Below are 22013 nucleotides of genomic sequence, written 5' to 3' on the forward strand. Positions count from 1 at the left end.
AGTGTCAAAAGTTTAAAATTTCGACCTACTCTCTTTCTATTTTTAATACTCTTCTTATCAATAAAAAGAGTAGTCAATCCCATGTTATAATGAATGTGCGAACATCACATAAAAGGAGATTAACTACCTATGCAAAGTTTACCACATTTCATTCAATCTTTAAAGAGTCTAGAGCAAAATATTTATCTTATATCAACACATCTAGAACCTCTTATGTTGAATCATCGTGTATCTGATCAGTTAGAAGAAAAACTCACTACACCTGAGATTCATGATCATATATCACTCATCACCAATCATCTAGAAAACTGTCTTGTCATTATGGAGTTTTACTCTATTTCCAACGGAGTTGCTTTTTCTGAGTGTATTAGTTTAAGTGATTATAATTAAGTTTTGCTTAATATCATATCCAACATTTTAAATGCACTTTCGTACTTAAATAATTTCCTAGCTTCTTCAACTTTGAAGAAGGAAATTCTACTGTCGGGTTCTCCTTCTTCTTTAATTGCATTTGGAAAGTCTCCATTCCAGTCTATTATTAGAAATACATAAAATAATACATTAATTTCAGGAATTACTAATTCTCCACAAAACACCTTGTCATTGATGTTAATTTGATTTCCGAATTCTTCACCAATTTCTCTATAAAGTGCGTTAATAATATAATTCTCATCATATTTATCTTTAAGTTCTATTTTTCCATTTGGATAAAAGGCTTCTACATTAAAACCTTTCCCTCTATCCTCGAGTAACACTTCACCATTTCTATAAAAACAAAATGCTACTGCTTCTATTAATCCATTTTTATATGAAACCTGATCCATAATTAACACTCCTCCTATATTGAAACAGCTGATAAGTAAGAAGATTATTGACATTATAAATATAATAGATTTTGATTTTGTCGTACTCTTTTCACATTATCTGTGTTTAACTCTTTTTAATGATACTTATAGTAAGATGTCTTGTCTTTATGGACTTTATCTGTTTTTGTATTAATAGTGCATATTTAGATAAATTATGAAACATAAAGTGTTCATTATAATGATAGTACTTATTCATCACAAGTTCTTACCCGAAGTCCCTTTCCCCATAACACATTTAATTATCAATATTTTTGATCTTTCTTACAACGACTATCACAGTAAACCATGTTGTAATTATATATATTAATAAATATATCAATGGAGTTATTACTTCATCAACACTCTCAAATCCTTGAAAAGTTAATCCTAATGTAGATAATGAAGTAACTAATTCTATAACTCCAAAAAATATAAATAATTTACCAAATTCAACATTTGCAATTATCCATATCTTTTCATTCGACAATGACTTTTCAGTTCTAAAGCCAAATATTCCATTTCTTTTCGGTGTGAATTTAAAAAATATAATTCCTAAAATAATCTTTAGAGCTAACATGGTTTCTAAGAAAATCCAAATACCAAGAATTGTCCAATATATCATTCTAACCCCTCCATTTTATATGGGTAGTGTCAAAAGTTTAAAATTTCGACCTACTCTCTTTCTATTTTTAATACTCTTCTTATCAATAAAAAGAGTAGTCAATCCCATGTTATAATGAATGTGCGAACATCACATAAAAGGAGATTAACTACCTATGCAAAGTTTACCACATTTCATTCAATCTTTAAAGAGTCTAGAGCAAAATATTTATCTTATATCAACACATCTAGAACCTCTTATGTTAAATCATCGTGTATCTGATCAGTTAGAAGAAAAACTCACTACACCTGAGATTCATGATCATATATCACTCATCACCAGTCATCTAGAAACCCTTAATGATTTACTAACACCATTAATCAAACCCTTAAAACAACAAACAACGCCTAAGCATAAGCCATCTATGACTGGCTATGCTTCTTTTAAAATAGATGAGCCACCGATTGTTAAACAAAACCATTATAAGCAACTATCTTTTGAAGATATCCTCGCTCAATCAGAAGAGATCATTAAACCCATCAAAAGACAAAAACCATTTTCTTATGAAGGTCTATGTCTTAACTGTGGTGCTCCAAATGAATATATCTACGCACATACAAAGACTCAAAATATGTGTAAAGTCTGTAAACAAACTTTCACTTTAAAGAAAACTTATCATGAAGAAATCACACATCATTGTCCACACTGTCATCAAAAACTTGAAGTTCAGCATATGCGTAAGGATTATGATGTTTTAATGTGTCATCATTATCAATGTCCTTTTTATCTTAAAAACAAGAAATCATTAACAGCGGGTGACGCTGATCATTTACTCATCAATGATTCTCAACACAAGCTTAGATATCACTTTAGATTGTTTAATTTCACATTGGCTTCTTTAAAGGATCTAAATCATTTGTCTATAAACTCTAAAGTAGATTTAGACAAGATCCATCACTCTAAATATACACTAGGTTTAGTTTTGACTTATTATGTGAACTATGGATTATCCTCTAGAAAAACCGCTCAAATACTTAAGGAAGTACACGACTTAAAGTTAACACATCAAACCGTCGTTAACTACGCTGAAGCTGTCGCAGCTATCACTGAATCACTCAATGTTATTTATCCCTATAAACTATCAAACACTGTAACTTTTGATGAAACTTATATCAAAGTCATGGGGAAATCTAATTATGTATTTTTCGGTTCAGATACCCACAATAAAATCATTACATCTTATCGGATATTTGATCAAAGAACAACTAAAAATGCAGTCACTACACTTTTTGAAACATTTAATAAATATAGGCAATTACCTAAAAAACTTCATGTCGTTACGGATGGTAATCCTATTTATAACGCTACACAAGTTTTCTTTAAAATGAATGATGTTAATTTCGATTTATATCAAGTCATTGGTGTAAAAAACAAAGACAGTATCTCTAAGAAATGGCGATCCTATAAACAAGCTGAAGAACGTTTAAATAGGACGTATAAGTTTAATTATCATGGTACTAATGGGTATGGAAGTTTAAGAAACGCGAACGTTTACATGAGTTTATTCGTCACATTTTATAATTTCTTAAGACGTCACTCATCTCTCAATTACAAGAGACCTATTGAACTTGACATCTTTTCTAAAGATGAATTGATGCCTAATCAATGGCTCAAACTTATGGATTATACTAACTCGCTTTTTGAACAAGCAAGATATCAATCTTAATCACATTCTTCCATAACTTCCATTAAACTTTTGACACTACCTTATTTAAAGTTGTTTTTTCTTTCTTCTAGGATTTATATATACTTTTAACGCTTCTTTGATCGTTTTAATCTCAATACTTCCTTTTTCTGCTGATTCTCCATCTGCATTCCAAATCACATCTTTATTTGTTGTGATTTTAAAATGATCACTAACCAAATGAAAATCTTCTCTTAACTTCTTACCACCTCTAATGAATGAGGATAGCAGTCTAAACCTTCTAAACTTTCTTCTACTTGTAAAAATTCTGAGTTCAAACAATCCATCATTTAATTTACTTTGAGAAAAGTTAACTAATCTCATGCCGCCAACACGATTCGAGTTTAACCCTAAAACCATCATACAATCGGTTTCTAACACTTCACCATTATATTCGATTTTAATCGGATAGTTATAATCTTGTACAAAATCCTTCATCGCAGCAAACACATAAGCTAAATAACCGTATTTCTTAATCCGTCTTCTAGATACATCATAACTGACTCGAGATAATACTCCACTTGCTGCTGTGTAAACAAAATATCGTTCGTTCATTTGATTAACATCAATCTTAACTGGATCATTTTTAATATACATTCTAAGTGCACACGTCAATATCCTGGGTATACCCAAAATAGATGCTATATCATTCGCTGTTCCACTTGGAAGAATTGCTAGTGCAGGTCTAATGTCAGATTTCATCATGCCATTAACGACTTCATTAACCGTTCCATCTCCGCCAGCTACAAAAAAAACATCATAATCTTTTGCTGCTTGAAAAGCTTTCTCCTTTAAATCTCCAGATTTCTTAGATTCATAGACATCAAGAGAAAAACCTCTCTTTTCAAAAAAAGATATGATGTGTTTTACTTTATGTTTAAATGTAGATCTACCACTGACGGGATTATACATTAATAAATATCTCATAGATTCGCCCCTTTATGGTATTTTATCATAAAAACAATAAGTAAAAAAGAGTCGTTAGACTCTTTCATTAAAAACAACGTTTGTTACAATAAACTGATACCAATGATAATCTCCATCCTCTAACTTCCAGATCACTTTACCTTCAACAGGTAATTTGAATCCTTGAAAATCCTTGATGTTACACATCTCGATTCTCCATGGTTTTAACTGATAGACACCATCAAACTCTCCATATCTCAAAGCTTCAAATGAAATCATATGTCCTTGATCATTAAACTCAAAAATGCCATCAGCTGTCACATCCTTATAACTCATAATAGCTCTTGCATGATGATCATCAATAGCTTCCCATTTAATATAATCTTTTAATGCAGCTGTTGGAACCCAACATATTTCAGCTAAATATCTTAAAAGTGTGCCTTGATTCATTTCGACACCTTTACTATCTACTACTTTTAAAAAACTCATCACTTTAATCAGCATTTCACCTTGACCATGCATATATCTATCTCTACCAGAGATATGAACACCAGGCATCATTTTTACTAAAACCTTCCATATAAATCCTGGTTCTTGAGTTATAACATATTGCTTAGCGGTTGCTTTCATCCATGGTTTATCTTGACCAAGTCTCATCTTTATGTCTTGAGTCATATAAGCTTGATATATGTTTTTCTGATTTTTGAAATCATGAAGATTTAACCATTTTTTGACTGGTTTAGGCAACTCATCAAACTTGCTTAAATCCATATCTTCATCACCTTTACTTAATGCCAAAAGTTCTTGAACTTCTTTCTTAAATTTAGAAACAAAGATAACTCTAGAAATAAAACCAATGATCCATATCACAACTAATAATCCTAAGATACTTAACACAATATATAAAGCAATATCTAACATGACTACAACTCCTTTCAATACTCAACCTTATTATATCAAAAAAAGGCATTACTGCCTTTATTTTTTATAAACTGAATAAACACCCAAAGATATCACTGGAAACTCCTGTTGTAGTTTTTCAATTACTTGATCAATCATCTTAAAATCTTGATTGATGCCTTCTAACTCTAAGTAAAAGTGGTATGTTCCTAACTTCTTCTTTGTCGGTCTCGAAATAATCGATGTCATATTCACCTGATATTCTTTAAAAACTTTGATGATATCAAATAAAAGACCAGGTCGATCAATCTTTGGACTAATAACTAATGATACTTTAAATGTTTCTTTCATTTCATGTTTTGGATGGTCACGTTTATGCGTCATGACTAAAAATCTGGTATAATTATCCTTCTCATCTTGAATCTTATCATCAATAATCTCATTTTCTTTTACCAAATGATTTGGAACAATTGCTGCACTAGATGGATCCTCTACATATGCTTGATAAGCGTACACATTAGAATCCATAACCATAATCTCTTTATCTTTAAAACCATCAAGAAAATCAAGACACTGATTTTTTGCAGCATATTGAACATAAACCCTTTGAATATTATCTTTTTCTGCATGGCTTACAAAACAAAAAGAGATTGGTATATGAATCTCTGAAACTATTTTTAAATGATGTTTGATAATCAAATCCATATGTATGCCGATATATCCATCGATCGTATTTTCTACAGGACAAATCATCACATCAACTTGATCTTTAATATCCATCATTTCTTTGATGTGCTTCACATATACAAATTCAACTGACGCTCCTAAATCTTTTTCATAAACTTTACCTGCTAAATAAGAATACGTACCTATCGGACCTAAAACTGCTATTTTCATCTTGTGCTCCTTATACCAAATATGAAGTATTGTAACAAAAACATCATCTGCTGTCAAGAACAAAAGTGAATAAATTCACTAGGGGCGATAAAAATCGCCTTTTTCTTTTTAAAGTCACATTGTATAATAGATTTATGGAACCTATAGTGATTAAGTATAAATTTAAAGATCAATTAGAACTTGCTCTTAAACATGGTGAACATGTCTTTAACAATGAGCTTGTTAAACTATCTAATTTAAAAGTATATAGAGATAACTCCATTTCCATTCAATCTATATTTGCTACCTATTGGGATTCATTTAAACTTCATTTTGAAGATAAACTACGTCCCTCAATTATCGAAAATGTTGAAAAAATGATACATTGTCGTGATTTCAAATATGGCTACTTCTTCTATGAATGCCCAACTTGTGATAACTTTCATATCCAAGGTCTTTCTTGTCATTCAAGGTTTTGTCCTTCTTGTAATCAAAGATATCGAGAAGCTCGAACACTTGCGATTGAATCCAAATTACTTAAGTGCCCTCATAGACATTTTGTCTTTTCAGTTGCTAAAGAGATGCGTAAATTCTTTTGGCTTTATAGAGACTTATTTGATATCTTATTTCAAACTGTAAATGAAGTTCTTCATAAAGCTGTTAAGAAAACGAAGGCTGACCACCAATTAGATAGAAGACTTGGCATCATTTGTTTTCTTCACACCTATGGCAGAGATATGAAGACCAATCCTCATATCCATGCTTTAGTTGCTGAACGCTTTATTGATGCTCATGGTCATCTATCCAACATGTCTTTCTTTCCTTTTGAGAGACTGCGTATGTTTTGGCAATATAGACTCTTAAGTAACATCTCAGCCTATTTGAAAACCCATGCGACAAATTCTATCTATAATGAGTTTAATCGCTTAAGAAGTTATCTCATTCATAAGTATAAAAAAGGCTTTTACACTTACGGGCCTCAATTAAAGAGAAAATCTAGCTTGTCTACAGCCAAAAAGATTGCTAAATACATCGCCAGATATGCTTCTCATCCAGCCATCTCTGAATCTAGAATTGATGACTTCGATGATATCAATCACCAAGTCACTTGGCATTTTGATCCTCATGAAGATGATCAAATTTCAGATAAACATCATAAACGAGGTACTCAAATCATCACTGATCATGTCTTTAAATTTATTGCACGTCTCATTAAACACATCCCTGATAAAGGATTTCATCTGATTCGTTATTACGGTTTTTATTCAAATCGGACAAAACGAAAAATTGCCTCTGAGTTAAAGTTAGTTAACCCTAAATCTTTGACTTATCTTAAACATCAACTTCACTTTCGAACTTTGTTGCTTAAGACTTATCACTATGACATCTTTAAATGTCAGTGTGGTTCTACTATGGTTTTAAATCTTGATGCTTCATATCTACCAAATCACCGAAAAGAGAGGTTATTTAGCGATGCCTAAACTATTTAAAACTAAATCTGTGCATATGTCTTTTGTTCAAAAAAAGAATTTGTATGCTGAATATAAATCAGCTGTTAAGCAGGGATTCATTGCTGGCCCTGCCGCTTCATTTAATGCATTTATATCGATGCCTAATTTTGATATCATGGTTGATATGAAATGTCTGCACTGTGGATTTGAACTTACTGTCAATTTTTCTGGTTATGCTCACTTTATGGAGACTGAAGGTGCTGCTTTTCCCGTTGATGTTTGTAGTCATTGTGGTAAGTTGCAGTTTGTGCCTTTAGATATTTATCATAAACTTATTGATTAATTTGTTGACTCGTTTTACAGACTCATTTTAGATGAGTTTTTTCTGTTTGTTTTTATTTAAATTATCAATTAGAATTTCCTAGTTAATCAAGAAAAGAGACTGATTTATCCAAGGACAAATCAGTCTCCGCTTCATATCTCTTTATAGGGGATTTAGATATTCTTAAATATAATAGCTGTACCCATACCGCCACCGATACATAAAGATGCTAAACCTAAATTTTCATTACGTTTTTTCATCTCATGAATGAGTGTAACAACAATACGTGCACCACTAGCGCCAACTGGATGACCGATTGCAATCGCTCCACCATTGACATTTGTTTTTTCTAATAACTGATCATAGTCTACACCTAAATCAGATGATAAACACTTCATGACACCAATGCTTTGAGCAGCAAAAGCTTCATTAAGCTCTAATAATCCAATTTGATCTAGATTTAAACCTGATCTATTTAATACATTTTTAACTGCTCCAACAGGTCCTAATCCCATAAACTTAGGATCAACGCCTGCTTGATCAACTTCAATAATTTCAACAAGCGGTGTCAAATGATATTTCTTAACAGCTTCTTCACTAGCAAGCATAACATATGCAGCACCATCATTAATCCCTGATGCATTACCTGCAGTGACACTGCCATCTTTTTTAAACGCAGCTCTTAATGTACCCAATTTTTCTAAAGATGTTTTACGATTTGGATATTCATCTTTATTAAAATGAACAACATCTCTACCAATTTTAACATCTAGACCTACAACTTCATCATCAAAACGACCTTCATCAACTGACTTAATCGCTTTAACTTGTGATTGATAAGCAAAAGCATCTTGTTCTTCTCTAGAAATTTGATATTTTTCTGCAATATTTTCTGCAGTAATGCCCATATGAATACCATCATAAGCATCAATTAATGCATCATAGATCATATGATCAATGACTTCTAAATTACCCATTTTATATCCACTTCTACCTTTAGAAGGCATCAAATGAGGAGCTTGACTCATGGACTCAGTACCACCAGCAACGACTAAATGTTCCCATCCAGCCTTAATCTTTAAAAAGCCGTCCATAATTGCTTTCATACCTGAACCACAAACCATATTTACTGCATAACCAGGAACTTCAATAGGAAGACCAGCTTTAATCGCGACTTGTCGTCCAATCCCTTGTCCTTGACCAGCAGGCAAAATATTTCCAGAAATCACTTCATCGATATCTTTTGGATCTACTTTTGTATCTACTAATAATTGTTTAACGACTGCTGCCCCAAACTCAGATGGTGAAGTATTAGATAAAGATCCTAAAAAACTTCCAACTGCAGTTCTCTTAGCAGCAACTACATATACTTTTGACATATATTTAATCCTCTATTAAAGAAGAATTAAACCTAAACCGATGATAACGCCAGAGTATAATAAAACCATTAAACAGTAACCCATAATATTCTTAGCACCAAGCTTAGCGATACCTAATACTGGTAAAGCCCAGAATGGTTGAATCATATTTGTCCAAGCATCACCCCAAGCGATTGCCATAGCTGTTTTAGCAGTATCTACACCAAGTGTAACTGCAGCAGGCATCATAATTGGAGCTTGTACAGCCCATTGTCCACCACCTGATGGTACGAAGATATTAACGATACCAGCAGATAAGAAACTAAATAATGGGAAAGTTGTACCATTTGATACATTTACGAAGAAGTCAGAAATAGCACCAGCAAGTGATACATTATTTTCTAAACCTTTATAAGTCATCATACCCATAATACCAGCATAGAATGGGAATTGTAATAAGATTCCACCAACACTCTTAGCAGCACTGTTAACAGCTTTAACTGTATTAATTGGAGTACCATGTAATAATATTGCAGCAAATAAGAAAATGAAAATCACGATATTTAATCCTAAGTTAAATCCATTTTCAACGAAATATAAAATAATGAAAGTAAAGCCCATTGCTGATAATACATAGTTAATAATTCTACTATTTTCTAATTTTTCAGCAGGAGTCATTTCAGATTTAGGTTTCATAGGAACTACTGGATCATCTTCTAATAAAGCTGGATCAACAGTCTTAACTTTGTCACCTTTTGGATGCATTAATGCAAGTAATATTGGTAATGTTACTAAAATAACACCAACAATAATTAAGTTCATAGCTGAGAAAATTGTTTGGCTAGTTGGAATTGCATCAACAACTGCTCCACCAGTTTGTGTCACTAGATTTGCTCCACCAGTTGCAAGAGTCAAAGGGATAGATCCTGACATACCAGCATGCCAAATTAGGAATCCTGAATAAGCAGCAGCGATTAATAAAGGATAGTCAACACCTTTAACACGTTTCGCTACTTCTTTAGCGAAAATCGCACCAATAACAAGACCAAAGCCCCAGTTGATAAATGATGCTACTAAACCAATAACAGATACCCAAATGATTGCTTGAATCTTATTCTTTGGAATAGATGCTAGCTTACCTAAACCTTTTTTAAATAAAGGTGCAGTTGCTAAAATTGTACCTGTAACTAAAATCATTGCCATTTGCATAGAAAATTGCAATAAGCTCCAGAATCCACCATACCAAGCTTCAATAATTGTAAGAGGACCTGACTGAGTTGTAATCATTGCTACTAAAAATACTACAAACGTTAAGATGATCGCAAAGATGTATGGATCTGGTAAAAATCTTTCAACAAGTTTTACAGAACCTTGAGTCATTTTATCAAAAATCTTTTTCATGTTCTTTCTCCTTAAATTTCCATTTCTTTTATATTTTCACTAATAATTAGTGTTGCTTCTGTGTTCTTTTGAACTTCTTCAGCAGTTACACCAGGTGCTAATTCTTTTAATACAATACCTTTGTCTGTCACTTCCATTACGCCTAATTCAGTCACGATCATATCGACTTCTTTAACAGCTGTAAATGGTAGTGTACATCTTTTTAAAATCTTTGGAGTGTCTTTTGATGTGTGTTGCATCGCAACAATCACTTTTTTAGCTCCAACTAATAAATCCATCGCACCACCCATGCCAGGAACCATTTTTCCTGGAATAATCCAGTTCGCGATATTACCTTCTTCATCTACTTGAAGTGATCCTAATACGGTGATATCCACATGACCACCACGAATAATTCCAAATGATGTTGCACTATCAAAGAATACGCCACCAGTTGTCATGGTTACAGGTTTTCCACCAGCATTTGTTAAATCCCAATCTTCGTTTTCAGCATCCGGTACAGGACCTAAACCTAACATGCCGTTTTCAGATTGGAATGTAATATCTAATCCATGGTCAACATAGTTTGCTACCATTGTAGGAAGACCAATACCTAAGTTAACAACATCTCCATCTTTGAGTTCTTTTGCTACACGTCTAGCAATCAGTTCTTTTGGATTCATTGTTTTCCTCCTTCAACGATATAATCAACGAAAATATGTGGTGTAACGATGTGATCAGGGTTAATATCCCCAGCCTCCACAATTTTTCTTGCTTGTACTACAACATGTTCACAAGCTGTAGCCATAAGTGGATTAAAATTTCTTATGGTTTTGTTATAAAGGATGTTACCTTTTTTATCTACAACATGCCCTAATAAAAATGCAAAATCAGCTTTAAGTGGTTTTTCTAAAAGATACTTCTTACCATCTACTTCTAACACTTCTTTGCCTTCTTCAACAATCGTTCCGATGCCTGTTGGTGTTAGAAACCCACCTAAACCAGCTCCACCTGCGCGTATACGCTCAGCTAAAGTTCCTTGCGGTACAAGATCAACAATCATCGAACCTTCAGTCATTTTTTGTCCTGCAATAGGATTTAAACCAATGTGCGATGCAATGAGTTTTTTAACTTTACCTGCATCGATAAGTTTGCCAACACCTTTGCCTGGTAAACCTGCATCATTACAGATAATCGTTAAATCTTTAACATCAGTTTTAAGCAGTTCATCAATGATTTCTTCTGCTGTACCAATGTTCATAAACCCACCAACCATGATACTTGCGCCATCAAAAACTTTAGCAACAAAATCTTTTTTAGAGATTAGTTTATTCATCACTTAACGTTTTCCTTTCTTAAATTTATATGTAAGTACTTACTTACATTATAGAACTTTTTATTTTTGAATACAAGCGTTTTCAGAAAAAAAGTTAAAAAAAGAACTGCTTGGCTAGCAGTTCTACTCTTTAACATATAATCTGATCAGATCTTCTTCGAATGTTTCTATAAGTGTTTTATAGTTAGCGTTATCATAAATTGAGTTCGCATGGACTTTAAGTGTAAATATACCCATGATCATAGAGACAATGGAAGTTGCTACTAAATACGGATCTCCAACAAACTTTCCTTCTTCAACTTTTTTTACAAAATAGTCTTTCATAAACTCAGTATAGTCAATTGTATTGGTGAATTTCAATCCTTCTTCATCAATTTCTCTAATTTGTATTAAATACATTTTGATATTATTTTGCAAAAACATATAATAAGTATCAGTAAAAATCTTAATATCTTTTTTGATATCCCCAGTAAGATCATGTGCTACTTTTTCAACAATATTACCTTCATAGGCGAAATGTCTAATCACTGCTTGTAATAAATTACTTTTACTTTTAAATGTCCTAAATAAAGTGAGTTCATTGACCCCAGCTTGTTCTGCAATCTTTCTCGTTGATACACCTGAATATCCATACTCAGAGAATAGTTTTGTTGCAGCAAGAAGAATTTTCTTTTCTGTCGCTCTCACTAGCATCCCTCTTTCTTGCGTAATGTTTATCTATATTATAACACTTATTTTTAAGGAAATATAGACTTGAAAGATAATACGAACTTATATATAGTAAAACGTTGATATTGAAATAAATACGAAATAATGTAGACAAATATTAGAAGTATATAAAAACATCATTTATAAATTTAATAATCTAAATCATTAAAACGTTTTCAAACAAAGAGAGGATTGATTGCCCATATTCCTTATGTTATTCTATACATAAATAAATACAAGGAGAAATTTAATATGAAGAAATTAGTACTACTATTTTTGTGCGCTTTTTCGTTTGCCCTTCTTACTGCATGCGATGAAACTGATGATCAACCAGAGTCACCAGAAGTTCCACAACAAGAAACAACAAGTCCTTCTAGCTTTTTCGAAGTTATGGATTTTGAACCATCAGGGTATACACCAGGATATCGTTATTTCTTAGCAGGTAGTTTGAATGAAGATGGTGAAATCACTCAAATACATTTTGATATGGTTTCAACGGCTAATATTTCAAAACGTAGTGAAAACTATCAAATGAATGTAACTTACATTATGATCGGTGGTTTACAAGATTATCAAACCATTGACATTTTTATTGGAGGATCAACCGAGAACATCCCTCAAGCTATGTATACGATTAGAGGACAAATCAAAGCTGATGGCTCGGATTTATTAATGGGTCTTCCTTTATTAAGCTTTTTTGGAGCTCCAGTGAATCCAGAAAGTGTCCCTACAGACGAGATTTATCAATTGTTATCTACAGGATTCGATAATTTTAATATTACAGCAGAAACAACTGTTGCAGATTTGCTTGCGCAAGTAAGACTTTATGATAGTGAAAATAGTCTTGTAAAAAATGGTAGAAAAGTTATTGGTCTTACAGGAAAATGGGGTGGTGGAACATTCCACGAACAGCTCATGGCACTTGAGTCTTATATCGTGAGTGAAGCTCTAACTCTAGAAGAACTTTATACATTTTTAACTGAAACGAATCAAGCTGATGATCAACAAAGGGATACCATTGCATGAGCGACTATGATGTTTGAACCAAAAATGATAAAAATTGTCGCTAAAGCAGCTGGTATTGATTTATGGAACGGAGAACCTACAGTTGTAGATGCCAAAGTTGAAAACTCGAATCACATCATCACTGTGCGTATCATGGGTTATCATGAAATGCTGATTGAAGTAGAACTTTCTACTGAAAAGGAACTGATTAATCTTACGGTTTTAGAACATACAGAAACTGCAGGATTCGGCAAAGACGTTATTGAAGGAGATTACATATCTCAACTCATTAGTGCTGATGACTTAGACCAAGTTCAAATAATCGCCGGATCTACAAAAACCTCTAATGCACTTGTTGATGCAATAAAAACAGCAATTCAATATCTTAACGATTAATAGAGTAGTACAAGCACAAAAAAGACCAAATATTGAACTGCCCCCTGTCAAGTAGACATCATAAATAAATAAAATTTTATATTTTCTTAAATTGAGGCTTGATTCCTATATTGTATTGGAGTCAAGCCTTTTAATACGGGTTGGTATCTTTGATTATTGTAAAATATGATATATTCTTTAATAGCCATTTTCAATTGATCAATTGAGTAAAACTTATTTAAATTATACATTTCGCACTTTAATGTTCCCCAAAAAGCTTCCATAGGTCCATTATCAATACATTTTCCAACTCTTGACATACTTTGTATGAATTTTTTATCATCAAGTTTTTTCTTGAAAACTCGATTTGTATATTGAAATCCTCTATCACTATGAAATAGGATGTTTTCAATGTTCGGATATTTGTTGATTGCTTGTTCAAATGTTTTAAAAACGAGATCATTATTATTTGATGTTCCTAATCTATATGTGACAATACTATGATCATATAAGTCGATGATTGCACTTAAATATAACTTTATTGTTGATCCAATAATTTTAAATTCAGTAACGTCAGTTAACCACTTTTCATTTGGCTTGCTTGCTGTAAAATCACGGTTTAAAATGTTTTTTCCTACCTGCTCTGGTTTATATCTTAAATAGTTGGTTTTCTTTCTTCTAATTGCTGAAGAGATTCCAAGAAGTCTCATGTGTCTTCTTATCCTTTTGATGTTATAAGTCGTTTTATATATGATATTGATGAACAATGTCATGCGACGATACCCTAAAATATGATTAAACAGTTCATGTAGACTTAAAATCTGTTCTTCAATGATTTTATCTGTTTCATTGACAATATCTTTTCGCTTTAACCATTTATAATATGAACTACGATTCATCTCATAGACAATACATAAGGCTTTTACTGAATAATCTTTACTTAACTCTAAGATAGCTTTGTAGATGTTTTCTTGTGTTTTTCTCTGATCGACCTCCTTTCGATCTCTTCGAGCTTTTTTAGCGCTCTATTCTCCATTTCTAAGTAAACGTTCTTTGCCTCAAGCTTTTTTAAATGATGTCGAAGTTTATCTTCTTCATTCATCTCAGACTCAACCTTGTTTTTACCCCTACGATCAATTAGCCCTTCTTCACCAAGTTGTTTATATTTTTTTACCCATGAAAAGACTTGGGCATAATTTATTCTAAATTTAATCGCTGTTTCTTTGTAGTTTGTTCCATGCTCTAAACAGTATTCTACAATTTCAATACGTTCTTCGTATGTTGTTTTCCTTGATTTTGTCATATAGACCTCCGGTTTAGGATCATAATCCTTTATTTCTATATGACTAGTATACTTGTTTATCCAACTTAAGAGAAGCCCACGACTACTTATTTTGTATCTATTACTGATATCTTCTAGTGACCCTTCTCCTTCTAGATATGCTTTAATGACTGTTTCTTTAAATGCTTTTGAATATGATTTGTTACTCTTGTCATTTTCAAATGCTGATGATCCTATGCTCTCATATTTATTCAACCATTTAGGAATGATGCTTTTATGTACACCATATATGCCTGCTAGTCTTGATGGTGCCTCTCCAGCTTTGTATCTCTCTATTATTTCTAACTTCATTTCTTTACTTAGTGTTGCTTTTCTGCTCATATAAAAAACCTCCAAAGTTTCTACTACATCAAAGTACTCATAATCTTAAAGATTACTTTCTTTATTTATAGTGTCTACTTTAGAGGTATCATATCATATTTTGGTCTTTTTTCATTAATTAACTGTATTTTAAATATGAATGGGTTTATCTACCGCACCATGAGCAGCTTCCATAATCACTTCAGAAAGTGTAGGATGTGGATGAACGGTATTTGCAACCTCATAAGCTGTACCTTCAAGTTCCATCGTTACACCTAATTCAGCAATCAAATCTGATGCATTATAAGCTAAAATGTGAGCTCCAAGTATTTCTTTGTACTTTTCACTAACTAATAACTTAACAAATCCATCTTTTTCATTATCTGCTAATGCTTTACCGCTTGCAAGTAATGGGAAAGTCGATGCTTTATAGCTAATACCTTTTTCTTTTAGTTCTTTTTCAGTATATCCAACAGATGCAATTTCTGGTGAACCATAAACAGCATTTGGCATACGGTTATAGTTCATTTTTTTATCGTGACCTAGTATGTTTTCTACTGCAACGATACCTTCATGAGATGCAACATGTGCAAGCATATACTTACCATTCACATCACCGATGGCATAAACGTTAGGTACATTCGTCTTAAGTCTTTCATCAGTAACAATCGCACCGCGTTCCATCTTAAGATTCAACGCTTCTAGACCTTGTGAATTAGCTTTCATGCCAACACTCACTAAAATACTATCGGCTTTAACTTTTTCTTCTTTGCCATCTAATAGATAGATAACATCATCGCCTTTAACTGCTTTAACTTCTGCATTGACAAAAATCTCAATACCTTCACGCTTTAAAATCTTCGCATATTGGGTTCTAATATCATCATCCATCATCGGAACAATACCATCAAGTTTTTCAATAATAGTAACTTTCGATCCTAATGAATTAAAGATTGTCGCAAACTCTACACCAATCACACCGCCACCAATAATGACTAAGTTTTTAGGTGCTTCTTCAATTTGTAACATCTCTCTTGAAGTTCTAGCAAATCCCTTTTCATATGCATCTTTAAGTCCCTCAATTGGTGGAACTATTGGAGATGCACCAGTCGCTAAAATCAAATGCTTGCATTCTAAAGTTTCGCCATTAACTTCTACTTTATTTTTCGCAACAACTTTGCCTAATCCATTAAAGACTTCAACGCCGTTTTTCTTAAGTAATCCTGCAACACCTGTGGTAAGTTTTTTTACAACAAGGTTTTTTCTTTTCAACATTTGCGACCAATCAAAACCAATATTACCATCAATGGTAACACCATAATCTTTCGCATGGCTTAATGTCTTATAGACCTTTGCATTTTTTAATAACGTTTTTGTTGGAATACATCCATGATTTAAACAAATCCCTCCAACAACTTCTTTTTCTACAAGTGCAACCTTCAAGTTATTTTGCGCAGCCTTAATCGCAGCCACATAACCACCTGGTCCACCGCCTAATACAACAACATCATAAGTTTTCATAATCTACACCTCAACTTAATAATAACATCATTGGGTCAGATAATAAAGACTTAATTTCATTTAAGAATCTGCCAGCATCAGCGCCATCGATCACTCTATGATCAACTGCTAATGATAAAGGTAGAACATAACTGATTTTGATTTCATCATTTACAACAACAGGCTTCTTTTCAATCTTACCAATACCTAAAATACCAACTTCAGGATGGTTAATGATTGGTGTGCCATAAGCAACATTTGCAGCACCAAAATTTGTAATACTAAATGTTGAGTTTCTTAGTTGATCAAGTTGAACTTTTCTTTCAACAGTTGCATCTGCAACATCTCTAATTTCCTTAGCTAATTCTAAAATACTCTTCTTATCAGCATTTTTGATATTTGGCACGATAAGGCCATCTTTTGTATCTACAGCCATACCAATATTATAGAACTTCTTAAGTACCATTTGCTCATTTTCTTGATCAAAACTTGCATTGAAATAAGGGAACTTCTTAAGTGCAAGAATAGTTGCTTTCATGATAAAAGCCATATAAGTTAACTTAATATCTTGAGCAGCAGCTTGTTCCTTAACTTTAGCACGAAGATCAACAAGTTTATCAACAACAACTTCATCCATCAATACAGTATGCGGAATCACTTGTTTAGCAATCGTCATAGACTTAACAATAGCTTTTCTTAACTTAGTAATCTTAACAAGTTCAACATCGCCTTCAGTTGAAACCTTTACACTTGGTATAGAGATACCAGTTGACTTAGCTTCACCTTTTGACTCTGCAGCTTTTTTAATATCTTCTTTTAATACTCTTCCGTTTTCACCAGTACCTTCGATTAACTTAATATCAACACCTAAATCTTTTGCAAGTTGTCTTGCAACAGGTGTAGCTAATACACGTTTATTTTCAGTACTTGCTTTTTTAGCACCACTATGTTCATTACTAGAAGCCATGACTGCAGAAGATACTTCGATTTCACCAATAACACCTTGTGGCTCATCTTCTTCCTCTTCAGCTACAGAAGCTTTTTTAGGTTCATCTTTAGAATCATCTTTCTTTTCTTCTTTAGCTTCTTCTTTTTCTTCGACTTCACCACCGGTACCATCATCGATTACAACTAAGGTTTCACCAACATTAATTGTATCTCCTTCTTTAGCACCTAATTTTGTGATGACGCCATCAACAGGAGCAGGTAGTTCAGCATTTACTTTATCTGTTTCCACAATCACTAAAGTTTCGCCTTCCTTAACCTTATCTCCTTTTTTAAAATTCCATTTTAATATAACACCTTCATGGATACCTTCACCGATATCCGCGAATTTAAAATCATACATGAGTAGACCTCCTTAAAATTTAGCTACTTTTTTGATCTCAGCAGCAATTCTTTCTGGTTGAACGAAATGGAACATTTCACCTTTTGCAAGTGGAACTGTAATATCAAAACCAGTAACTCGAGTTGGTGCAGCTTCTAGATACAAGAACGCTTTTTCATTCACTAATGACATAAGCTCAGCACCAGGTCCATATGTCTTAACCGCTTCTTGAACCACCAAGAAACGACCTGTCTTTTTAACAGATTCAATAATTGTTTCTTCATCAATTGGGTTGATTGTTCTTAAATCAATAAGTTCAACACTGATATTTTCACCTTCTAAAAGCTTAATCGCTTTTTCAGCTTCTCTCATCATTGCACCCCATGCAACAACAGTGATATCAGAACCTTCTTGAACCACTTTAGCTTTTCCAATCGGTATTCTATACATTTCTTCAGGAACATCTTGTTTACCTGAACGATAGATTCTCTTAGGTTCCATATAAATCACAGGATCCGGATCTTCAATCGCAGAAACCATTAAACCTTTTGCATCGTAAGGTGTTGAAGGCATAACAACTTTTAATCCTGGAATATGCCCAAGTAGTGTTTCTAAAGATTCACTATGGTGTTCTAAAGCTCTAATACCACCACCAACTGGGAATCTTACAACAATAGGCAATCCATATTTACCACGACTTCTATTTCTATATCTCGCCATGTGTGTCACAATTTCTGTATATCCAGGGAACACAAAGCCATCAAACTGAATTTCCGCTACCGGACGAAGACCATTAATTGCCATGCCAATGGCATTACCTGTAATCGCAGCTTCTGCAATCGGTGTATCAAATACACGATCTTCTCCATATTTCTTTTGGAGACCTGCAGTTACTCTAAATACTCCGCCTTCATAGCCGGCATCTTCACCAAATACGACAACTTTATCATCATCAGCCATTTTTTGGTCTAATGCTTGATTAATTGCTGTTAATAAATTTATAACTGCCATCTTATTTGCCTCCTTCTTCTAAAAACTTCTTGTGAGTTTCATATTGTTCTTTTAATTGTGGTGTCATTTCTTCATATGTATACTGGAAGATATCAAGCAATTCTGCTGAACCTGATTGTTCAACTTTCTTGAATGTTTCACCAACAAAAGTATTGTTTTCTTCTTCTAATTTCTTATCTTCTTCTTCTGTCCAATATTTCTTTTCAATCAAATATTTCTTGAATCTTTCAATTGGATCACGTTTTGCCCATAATTCAACTTCTTTATCATCACGATATAATGTAGGATCATCAGAAGTTGTATGTGGCCCCATACGATATGTCACAGCCTCAATTAAAACTGGACCTTTTCCACTTCTTGCATGTTCAATCGCTTCTTTCATCGCAACATACATTGCAAGCACATCATTACCATCAACTTGCATGCCTGGAATACCAAATGCTACAGCTTTTTGAGCTAATGTTTCTGCTTTAGTCGCTTTTTTTCTAGGGGTAGAAATCGCATATTGATTGTTTTGAATCATTGTGACTAAAGGCAGATCATATGCAGCAGCAAAGTTCATACCTTCATAAAACTCACCATGTGATGTACCACCATCACCAATCGCAGTGACTGCAACTTCATTTTTCTTTAAAATTTTTGAAGCATAAGCAATCCCTGATGCATGGTTAACTTGAGATCCAATGATAATGTTCATAGGTGTAACTTTCACACCATCATTAAAATGACTTCCCCATTCGTTACCATACCAATAAAGATACACTTGTTCAAGTGTAACTCCTTTGTATAATAATACGTTTAAATCTCTAAATCCTGGAACATACCAGTCTTGTTCTTGCATTGCTGCAGCAGCGCCAATTTGAGCGCCTTCTTGGCCTCTATTTGGCGCATATGTAAGCATTCTGCCTTGTCTTTGATATTGCATAGCTTTAACATCTGCAACTCTGCCAAGAGCCATGGTTTTATACATCTTTAGTAGTGTTTCTTTATCTAATTTAGGCTCTAAATCTTTGTTAACAATTTTACCTTTTTCATCTAGGATTGATAACTGTTTTTTCTTAAGCGGATCATAGTCTTTAAAAAGCATATCTTCGCCCTCCTTCATTTACACTTGTATTATACTTGAGCGGGGTTTTTAATACAAAAGTTTTGCTTAAGGGAGAACTCTTAATTATAGAATATATATTTATTATCTTTGTTAAGCGATTTTGCTTATTTATTAGATTTATATATGAAAATAAAAAAATGGAAGATACGTAGTATCTTCCAAATGTCAATTACATTCAATAATCTAATTACTGAATCATTTAGTCTCTAACAAAAACGATTCAATATTAAGGTGATGAATGCCATCCTGTGAAAAATCAATTTGATCCATAGATATTACATACTTAGGATAATTGTCATTAATTTTTTTCAGTACTCCGAACTCTCTTAAACGTGTCGTTTCTGATTCCAAGATATAGGATACTTGATAATAACACCTTTCTTTCCCTTTGTATGCTACAAAATCTATTTCATAATCATCTACTTTTCCAACATAAACGCTATAACCCCTTCTAAGGAGTTCTATGTAGATAATGTTTTCTAAGATAACTTCTATAACTTTTATATTATCCCCTGATATGGCTTCTCTAATCCCTTGGTCTGCAATATAGTATTTTTCTTCAGTCTTTAATATACTTTTACCTAATAAATCATTTCTACTTACCTTGTATATCAAGAAAGCATCCTGAATCATTTTCAAATAGTTGAGTATCGTATCTACTGAAACACCTGCTTGTTGAGACTTAAAATATTTTGATATAGAAAGTGCAGAAAAAGTTTTACCAACATTTGTAAAAACATATTGAATTAATTTTTCCAAAATAATAGAATTTCTAATTTTATATCTTGATACTACATCTTGCAAAATCGCAGATTGAAAAGAATCTCTTAAGGCATTCATAGAAAAATCATATTGTAAATCAAACGAAGAAATCGATGGAATACCTCCAAATATCAAATAATCTTTAAACGAAGCTGCTGTATTTAACTCTTTAAATTCTTTATATGAAAATGGATGAACCAGTATTTCTATATACCTTCCTGCAAGATAGGTAGCCAGTTCAGAGGAAAGCATATCAGCATTTGAACCAGTAATATAAATGTCATATTGATTGATTGCATGGAATGCATTGACAGCTTTCTCCCAATGTTCAACTCTACTAATCTCGTCTAACAACAAATATATAACACCTTTTTTATTGTTTGAAAACGACAATACATGATTTGTTAAATCTTTATAGTTATTAATCTCAAAACTGTCAGGCAATTCAAAATTAATTTTTAATATATGAGTTTCTGGAATTCCTTGTGATAAAAGACTATCCACATAAAGATTTAGTAAAGTGGATTTCCCTACCCTTCTTAATCCTGTTAATATTTTAATAAATGGCTTGTCTTTATATCCATTCAAAATATTTATATAAGTATCTCTTTTTATCATTTTCATCATGTAAGATTTAAACTGTATTAAGTTAGTACTTAAGACGGATTTAAATCTTTCCCCTTTCTTTCTAATTTAATATAATAATAATGTACTGTGGATTTGTTTCATTTTTATATAGCTTAGACTATTTCGAGGTGACGCTTACCACGGTCTTTATTTTAATCAGCAATAGTTAGTTAGCGCAAGACGCTTTTTACATGATTATGAGATAAAGATTAGCTGGACTTACCACATG

The 22013-nt window shown here is 32.8% G+C and carries 23 protein-coding genes; 6 read left to right on the forward strand and 17 right to left on the reverse strand.

Going from position 1 to position 22013, the window contains the following annotated elements; genetic code table 11:
* Positions 1-129 precede the first annotated feature (129 nt).
* Positions 130-390, forward strand: a complete 261-nt coding sequence (locus tag BK011_09750) for a hypothetical protein (protein ID AUD65955.1) — start codon at positions 130-132, stop codon at positions 388-390.
* Here BK011_09750 and BK011_09755 read toward each other — a convergent pair.
* Both BK011_09755 and BK011_09760 read right to left on the reverse strand, forming a co-directional pair.
* Positions 387-824, reverse strand: coding sequence for a hypothetical protein (locus tag BK011_09755; GenBank protein ID AUD65956.1), 438 nt, complete (start codon positions 822-824; stop codon positions 387-389). The genes BK011_09750 and BK011_09755 overlap by 4 nt on opposite strands.
* Before the next feature lie 277 nt (positions 825-1101).
* Positions 1102-1467, reverse strand: coding sequence for a hypothetical protein (locus BK011_09760; GenBank protein ID AUD65957.1), 366 nt, complete (start codon positions 1465-1467; stop codon positions 1102-1104).
* A 154-nt stretch (positions 1468-1621) separates the two neighbouring features.
* Between BK011_09760 and BK011_09765 the strand changes: the two genes are divergently transcribed.
* Entirely contained in the window at positions 1622-3172 is a 1551-nt protein-coding gene (locus BK011_09765; GenBank protein AUD65958.1) for a hypothetical protein, read from the forward strand.
* A gap of 45 nt (positions 3173-3217) precedes the next feature.
* Here BK011_09765 and BK011_09770 read toward each other — a convergent pair whose 3' ends face one another.
* From BK011_09770 to BK011_09780, 3 genes are read right to left on the reverse strand one after another with little or no spacing between them, the layout of a single operon-like run.
* The gene (locus BK011_09770) at positions 3218-4117 is read right to left on the reverse strand and encodes a hypothetical protein (GenBank protein AUD65959.1); all 900 of its coding nucleotides are present in this window, start codon (positions 4115-4117) and stop codon (positions 3218-3220) included.
* A 54-nt stretch (positions 4118-4171) separates the two neighbouring features.
* Complete coding sequence (locus BK011_09775) at positions 4172-5017, reverse strand: hypothetical protein (GenBank protein ID AUD65960.1); 846 nt, start codon at positions 5015-5017, stop codon at positions 4172-4174.
* 57 nt (positions 5018-5074) lie between these two features.
* The gene (locus BK011_09780) at positions 5075-5893 is read right to left on the reverse strand and encodes a hypothetical protein (GenBank protein ID AUD65961.1); all 819 of its coding nucleotides are present in this window, start codon (positions 5891-5893) and stop codon (positions 5075-5077) included.
* Positions 5894-6012: 119 nt separating this feature from the next.
* Here BK011_09780 and BK011_09785 point away from each other — a divergent pair, with 119 nt between their 5' ends.
* Positions 6013-7353 (forward strand): hypothetical protein, encoded by a 1341-nt coding sequence (locus BK011_09785; protein AUD65962.1) that lies wholly within the window; start codon positions 6013-6015, stop codon positions 7351-7353.
* Complete coding sequence (locus BK011_09790) at positions 7346-7666, forward strand: hypothetical protein (protein ID AUD65963.1); 321 nt, start codon at positions 7346-7348, stop codon at positions 7664-7666. Before BK011_09785 ends, BK011_09790 begins: the two co-directional genes overlap by 8 nt.
* A 152-nt stretch (positions 7667-7818) precedes the next feature.
* Here the strand turns inward: BK011_09790 and BK011_09795 are convergent, their stop codons facing one another.
* The 5 genes from BK011_09795 to BK011_09815 all read right to left on the reverse strand — a co-directional run bounded on the left by BK011_09795 (position 7819) and on the right by BK011_09815 (position 12406).
* Positions 7819-9024 (reverse strand): acetyl-CoA acetyltransferase, encoded by a 1206-nt coding sequence (locus BK011_09795; protein ID AUD65964.1) that lies wholly within the window; start codon positions 9022-9024, stop codon positions 7819-7821.
* A 15-nt stretch (positions 9025-9039) separates the two neighbouring features.
* Positions 9040-10404 (reverse strand): short-chain fatty acid transporter, encoded by a 1365-nt coding sequence (locus tag BK011_09800; GenBank protein AUD65965.1) that lies wholly within the window; start codon positions 10402-10404, stop codon positions 9040-9042.
* An 11-nt stretch (positions 10405-10415) separates the two neighbouring features.
* A complete protein-coding gene (locus BK011_09805; protein AUD65966.1) occupies positions 10416-11066 on the reverse strand; it encodes a succinyl-CoA--3-ketoacid-CoA transferase in 651 nt (216 codons plus the stop codon).
* Complete coding sequence (locus BK011_09810) at positions 11063-11719, reverse strand: branched-chain amino acid dehydrogenase (GenBank protein ID AUD65967.1); 657 nt, start codon at positions 11717-11719, stop codon at positions 11063-11065. Before BK011_09810 ends, BK011_09805 begins: the two co-directional genes overlap by 4 nt.
* Before the next feature lie 123 nt (positions 11720-11842).
* Entirely contained in the window at positions 11843-12406 is a 564-nt protein-coding gene (locus BK011_09815) for a hypothetical protein (protein ID AUD65968.1), read from the reverse strand.
* Between the two features lie 273 nt (positions 12407-12679).
* Between BK011_09815 and BK011_09820 the strand changes: the two genes are divergently transcribed.
* Positions 12680-13453 (forward strand): hypothetical protein, encoded by a 774-nt coding sequence (locus tag BK011_09820; GenBank protein AUD65969.1) that lies wholly within the window; start codon positions 12680-12682, stop codon positions 13451-13453.
* A 9-nt stretch (positions 13454-13462) separates the two neighbouring features.
* Positions 13463-13828 carry a hypothetical protein gene (locus tag BK011_09825; protein ID AUD65970.1) on the forward strand — a complete coding sequence of 122 codons (366 nt, stop codon included), beginning with the start codon at positions 13463-13465 and terminating at the stop codon, positions 13826-13828.
* 86 nt (positions 13829-13914) lie between these two features.
* Here BK011_09825 and BK011_09830 read toward each other — a convergent pair whose 3' ends face one another.
* The 7 genes from BK011_09830 to BK011_09860 form a co-directional block, all read right to left on the reverse strand.
* Positions 13915-14706, reverse strand: coding sequence for a transposase (locus tag BK011_09830; protein AUD65971.1), 792 nt, complete (start codon positions 14704-14706; stop codon positions 13915-13917).
* Positions 14707-14753: 47 nt separating this feature from the next.
* A complete protein-coding gene (locus BK011_09835) occupies positions 14754-15470 on the reverse strand; it encodes a hypothetical protein (protein ID AUD65972.1) in 717 nt (238 codons plus the stop codon).
* Between the two features lie 129 nt (positions 15471-15599).
* Complete coding sequence (locus tag BK011_09840) at positions 15600-16970, reverse strand: dihydrolipoyl dehydrogenase (protein ID AUD65973.1); 1371 nt, start codon at positions 16968-16970, stop codon at positions 15600-15602.
* A 10-nt stretch (positions 16971-16980) separates the two neighbouring features.
* Entirely contained in the window at positions 16981-18297 is a 1317-nt protein-coding gene (locus tag BK011_09845; protein AUD65974.1) for a dihydrolipoamide acyltransferase, read from the reverse strand.
* Positions 18298-18309: 12 nt separating this feature from the next.
* Positions 18310-19287 carry an alpha-ketoacid dehydrogenase subunit beta gene (locus BK011_09850; protein ID AUD65975.1) on the reverse strand — a complete coding sequence of 326 codons (978 nt, stop codon included), beginning with the start codon at positions 19285-19287 and terminating at the stop codon, positions 18310-18312.
* A 1-nt stretch (position 19288) separates the two neighbouring features.
* Positions 19289-20374, reverse strand: a complete 1086-nt coding sequence (locus BK011_09855) for a pyruvate dehydrogenase (acetyl-transferring) E1 component subunit alpha (GenBank protein ID AUD65976.1) — start codon at positions 20372-20374, stop codon at positions 19289-19291.
* Positions 20375-20590: 216 nt separating this feature from the next.
* Complete coding sequence (locus tag BK011_09860; GenBank protein AUD65977.1) at positions 20591-21775, reverse strand: hypothetical protein; 1185 nt, start codon at positions 21773-21775, stop codon at positions 20591-20593.
* Positions 21776-22013: the final 238 nt, after the last annotated feature.

Source organism: Tenericutes bacterium MZ-XQ, assembly GCA_002838205.1.
GTDB lineage: Bacteria > Bacillota_I > Bacilli_A > Acholeplasmatales > Acholeplasmataceae > Mariniplasma.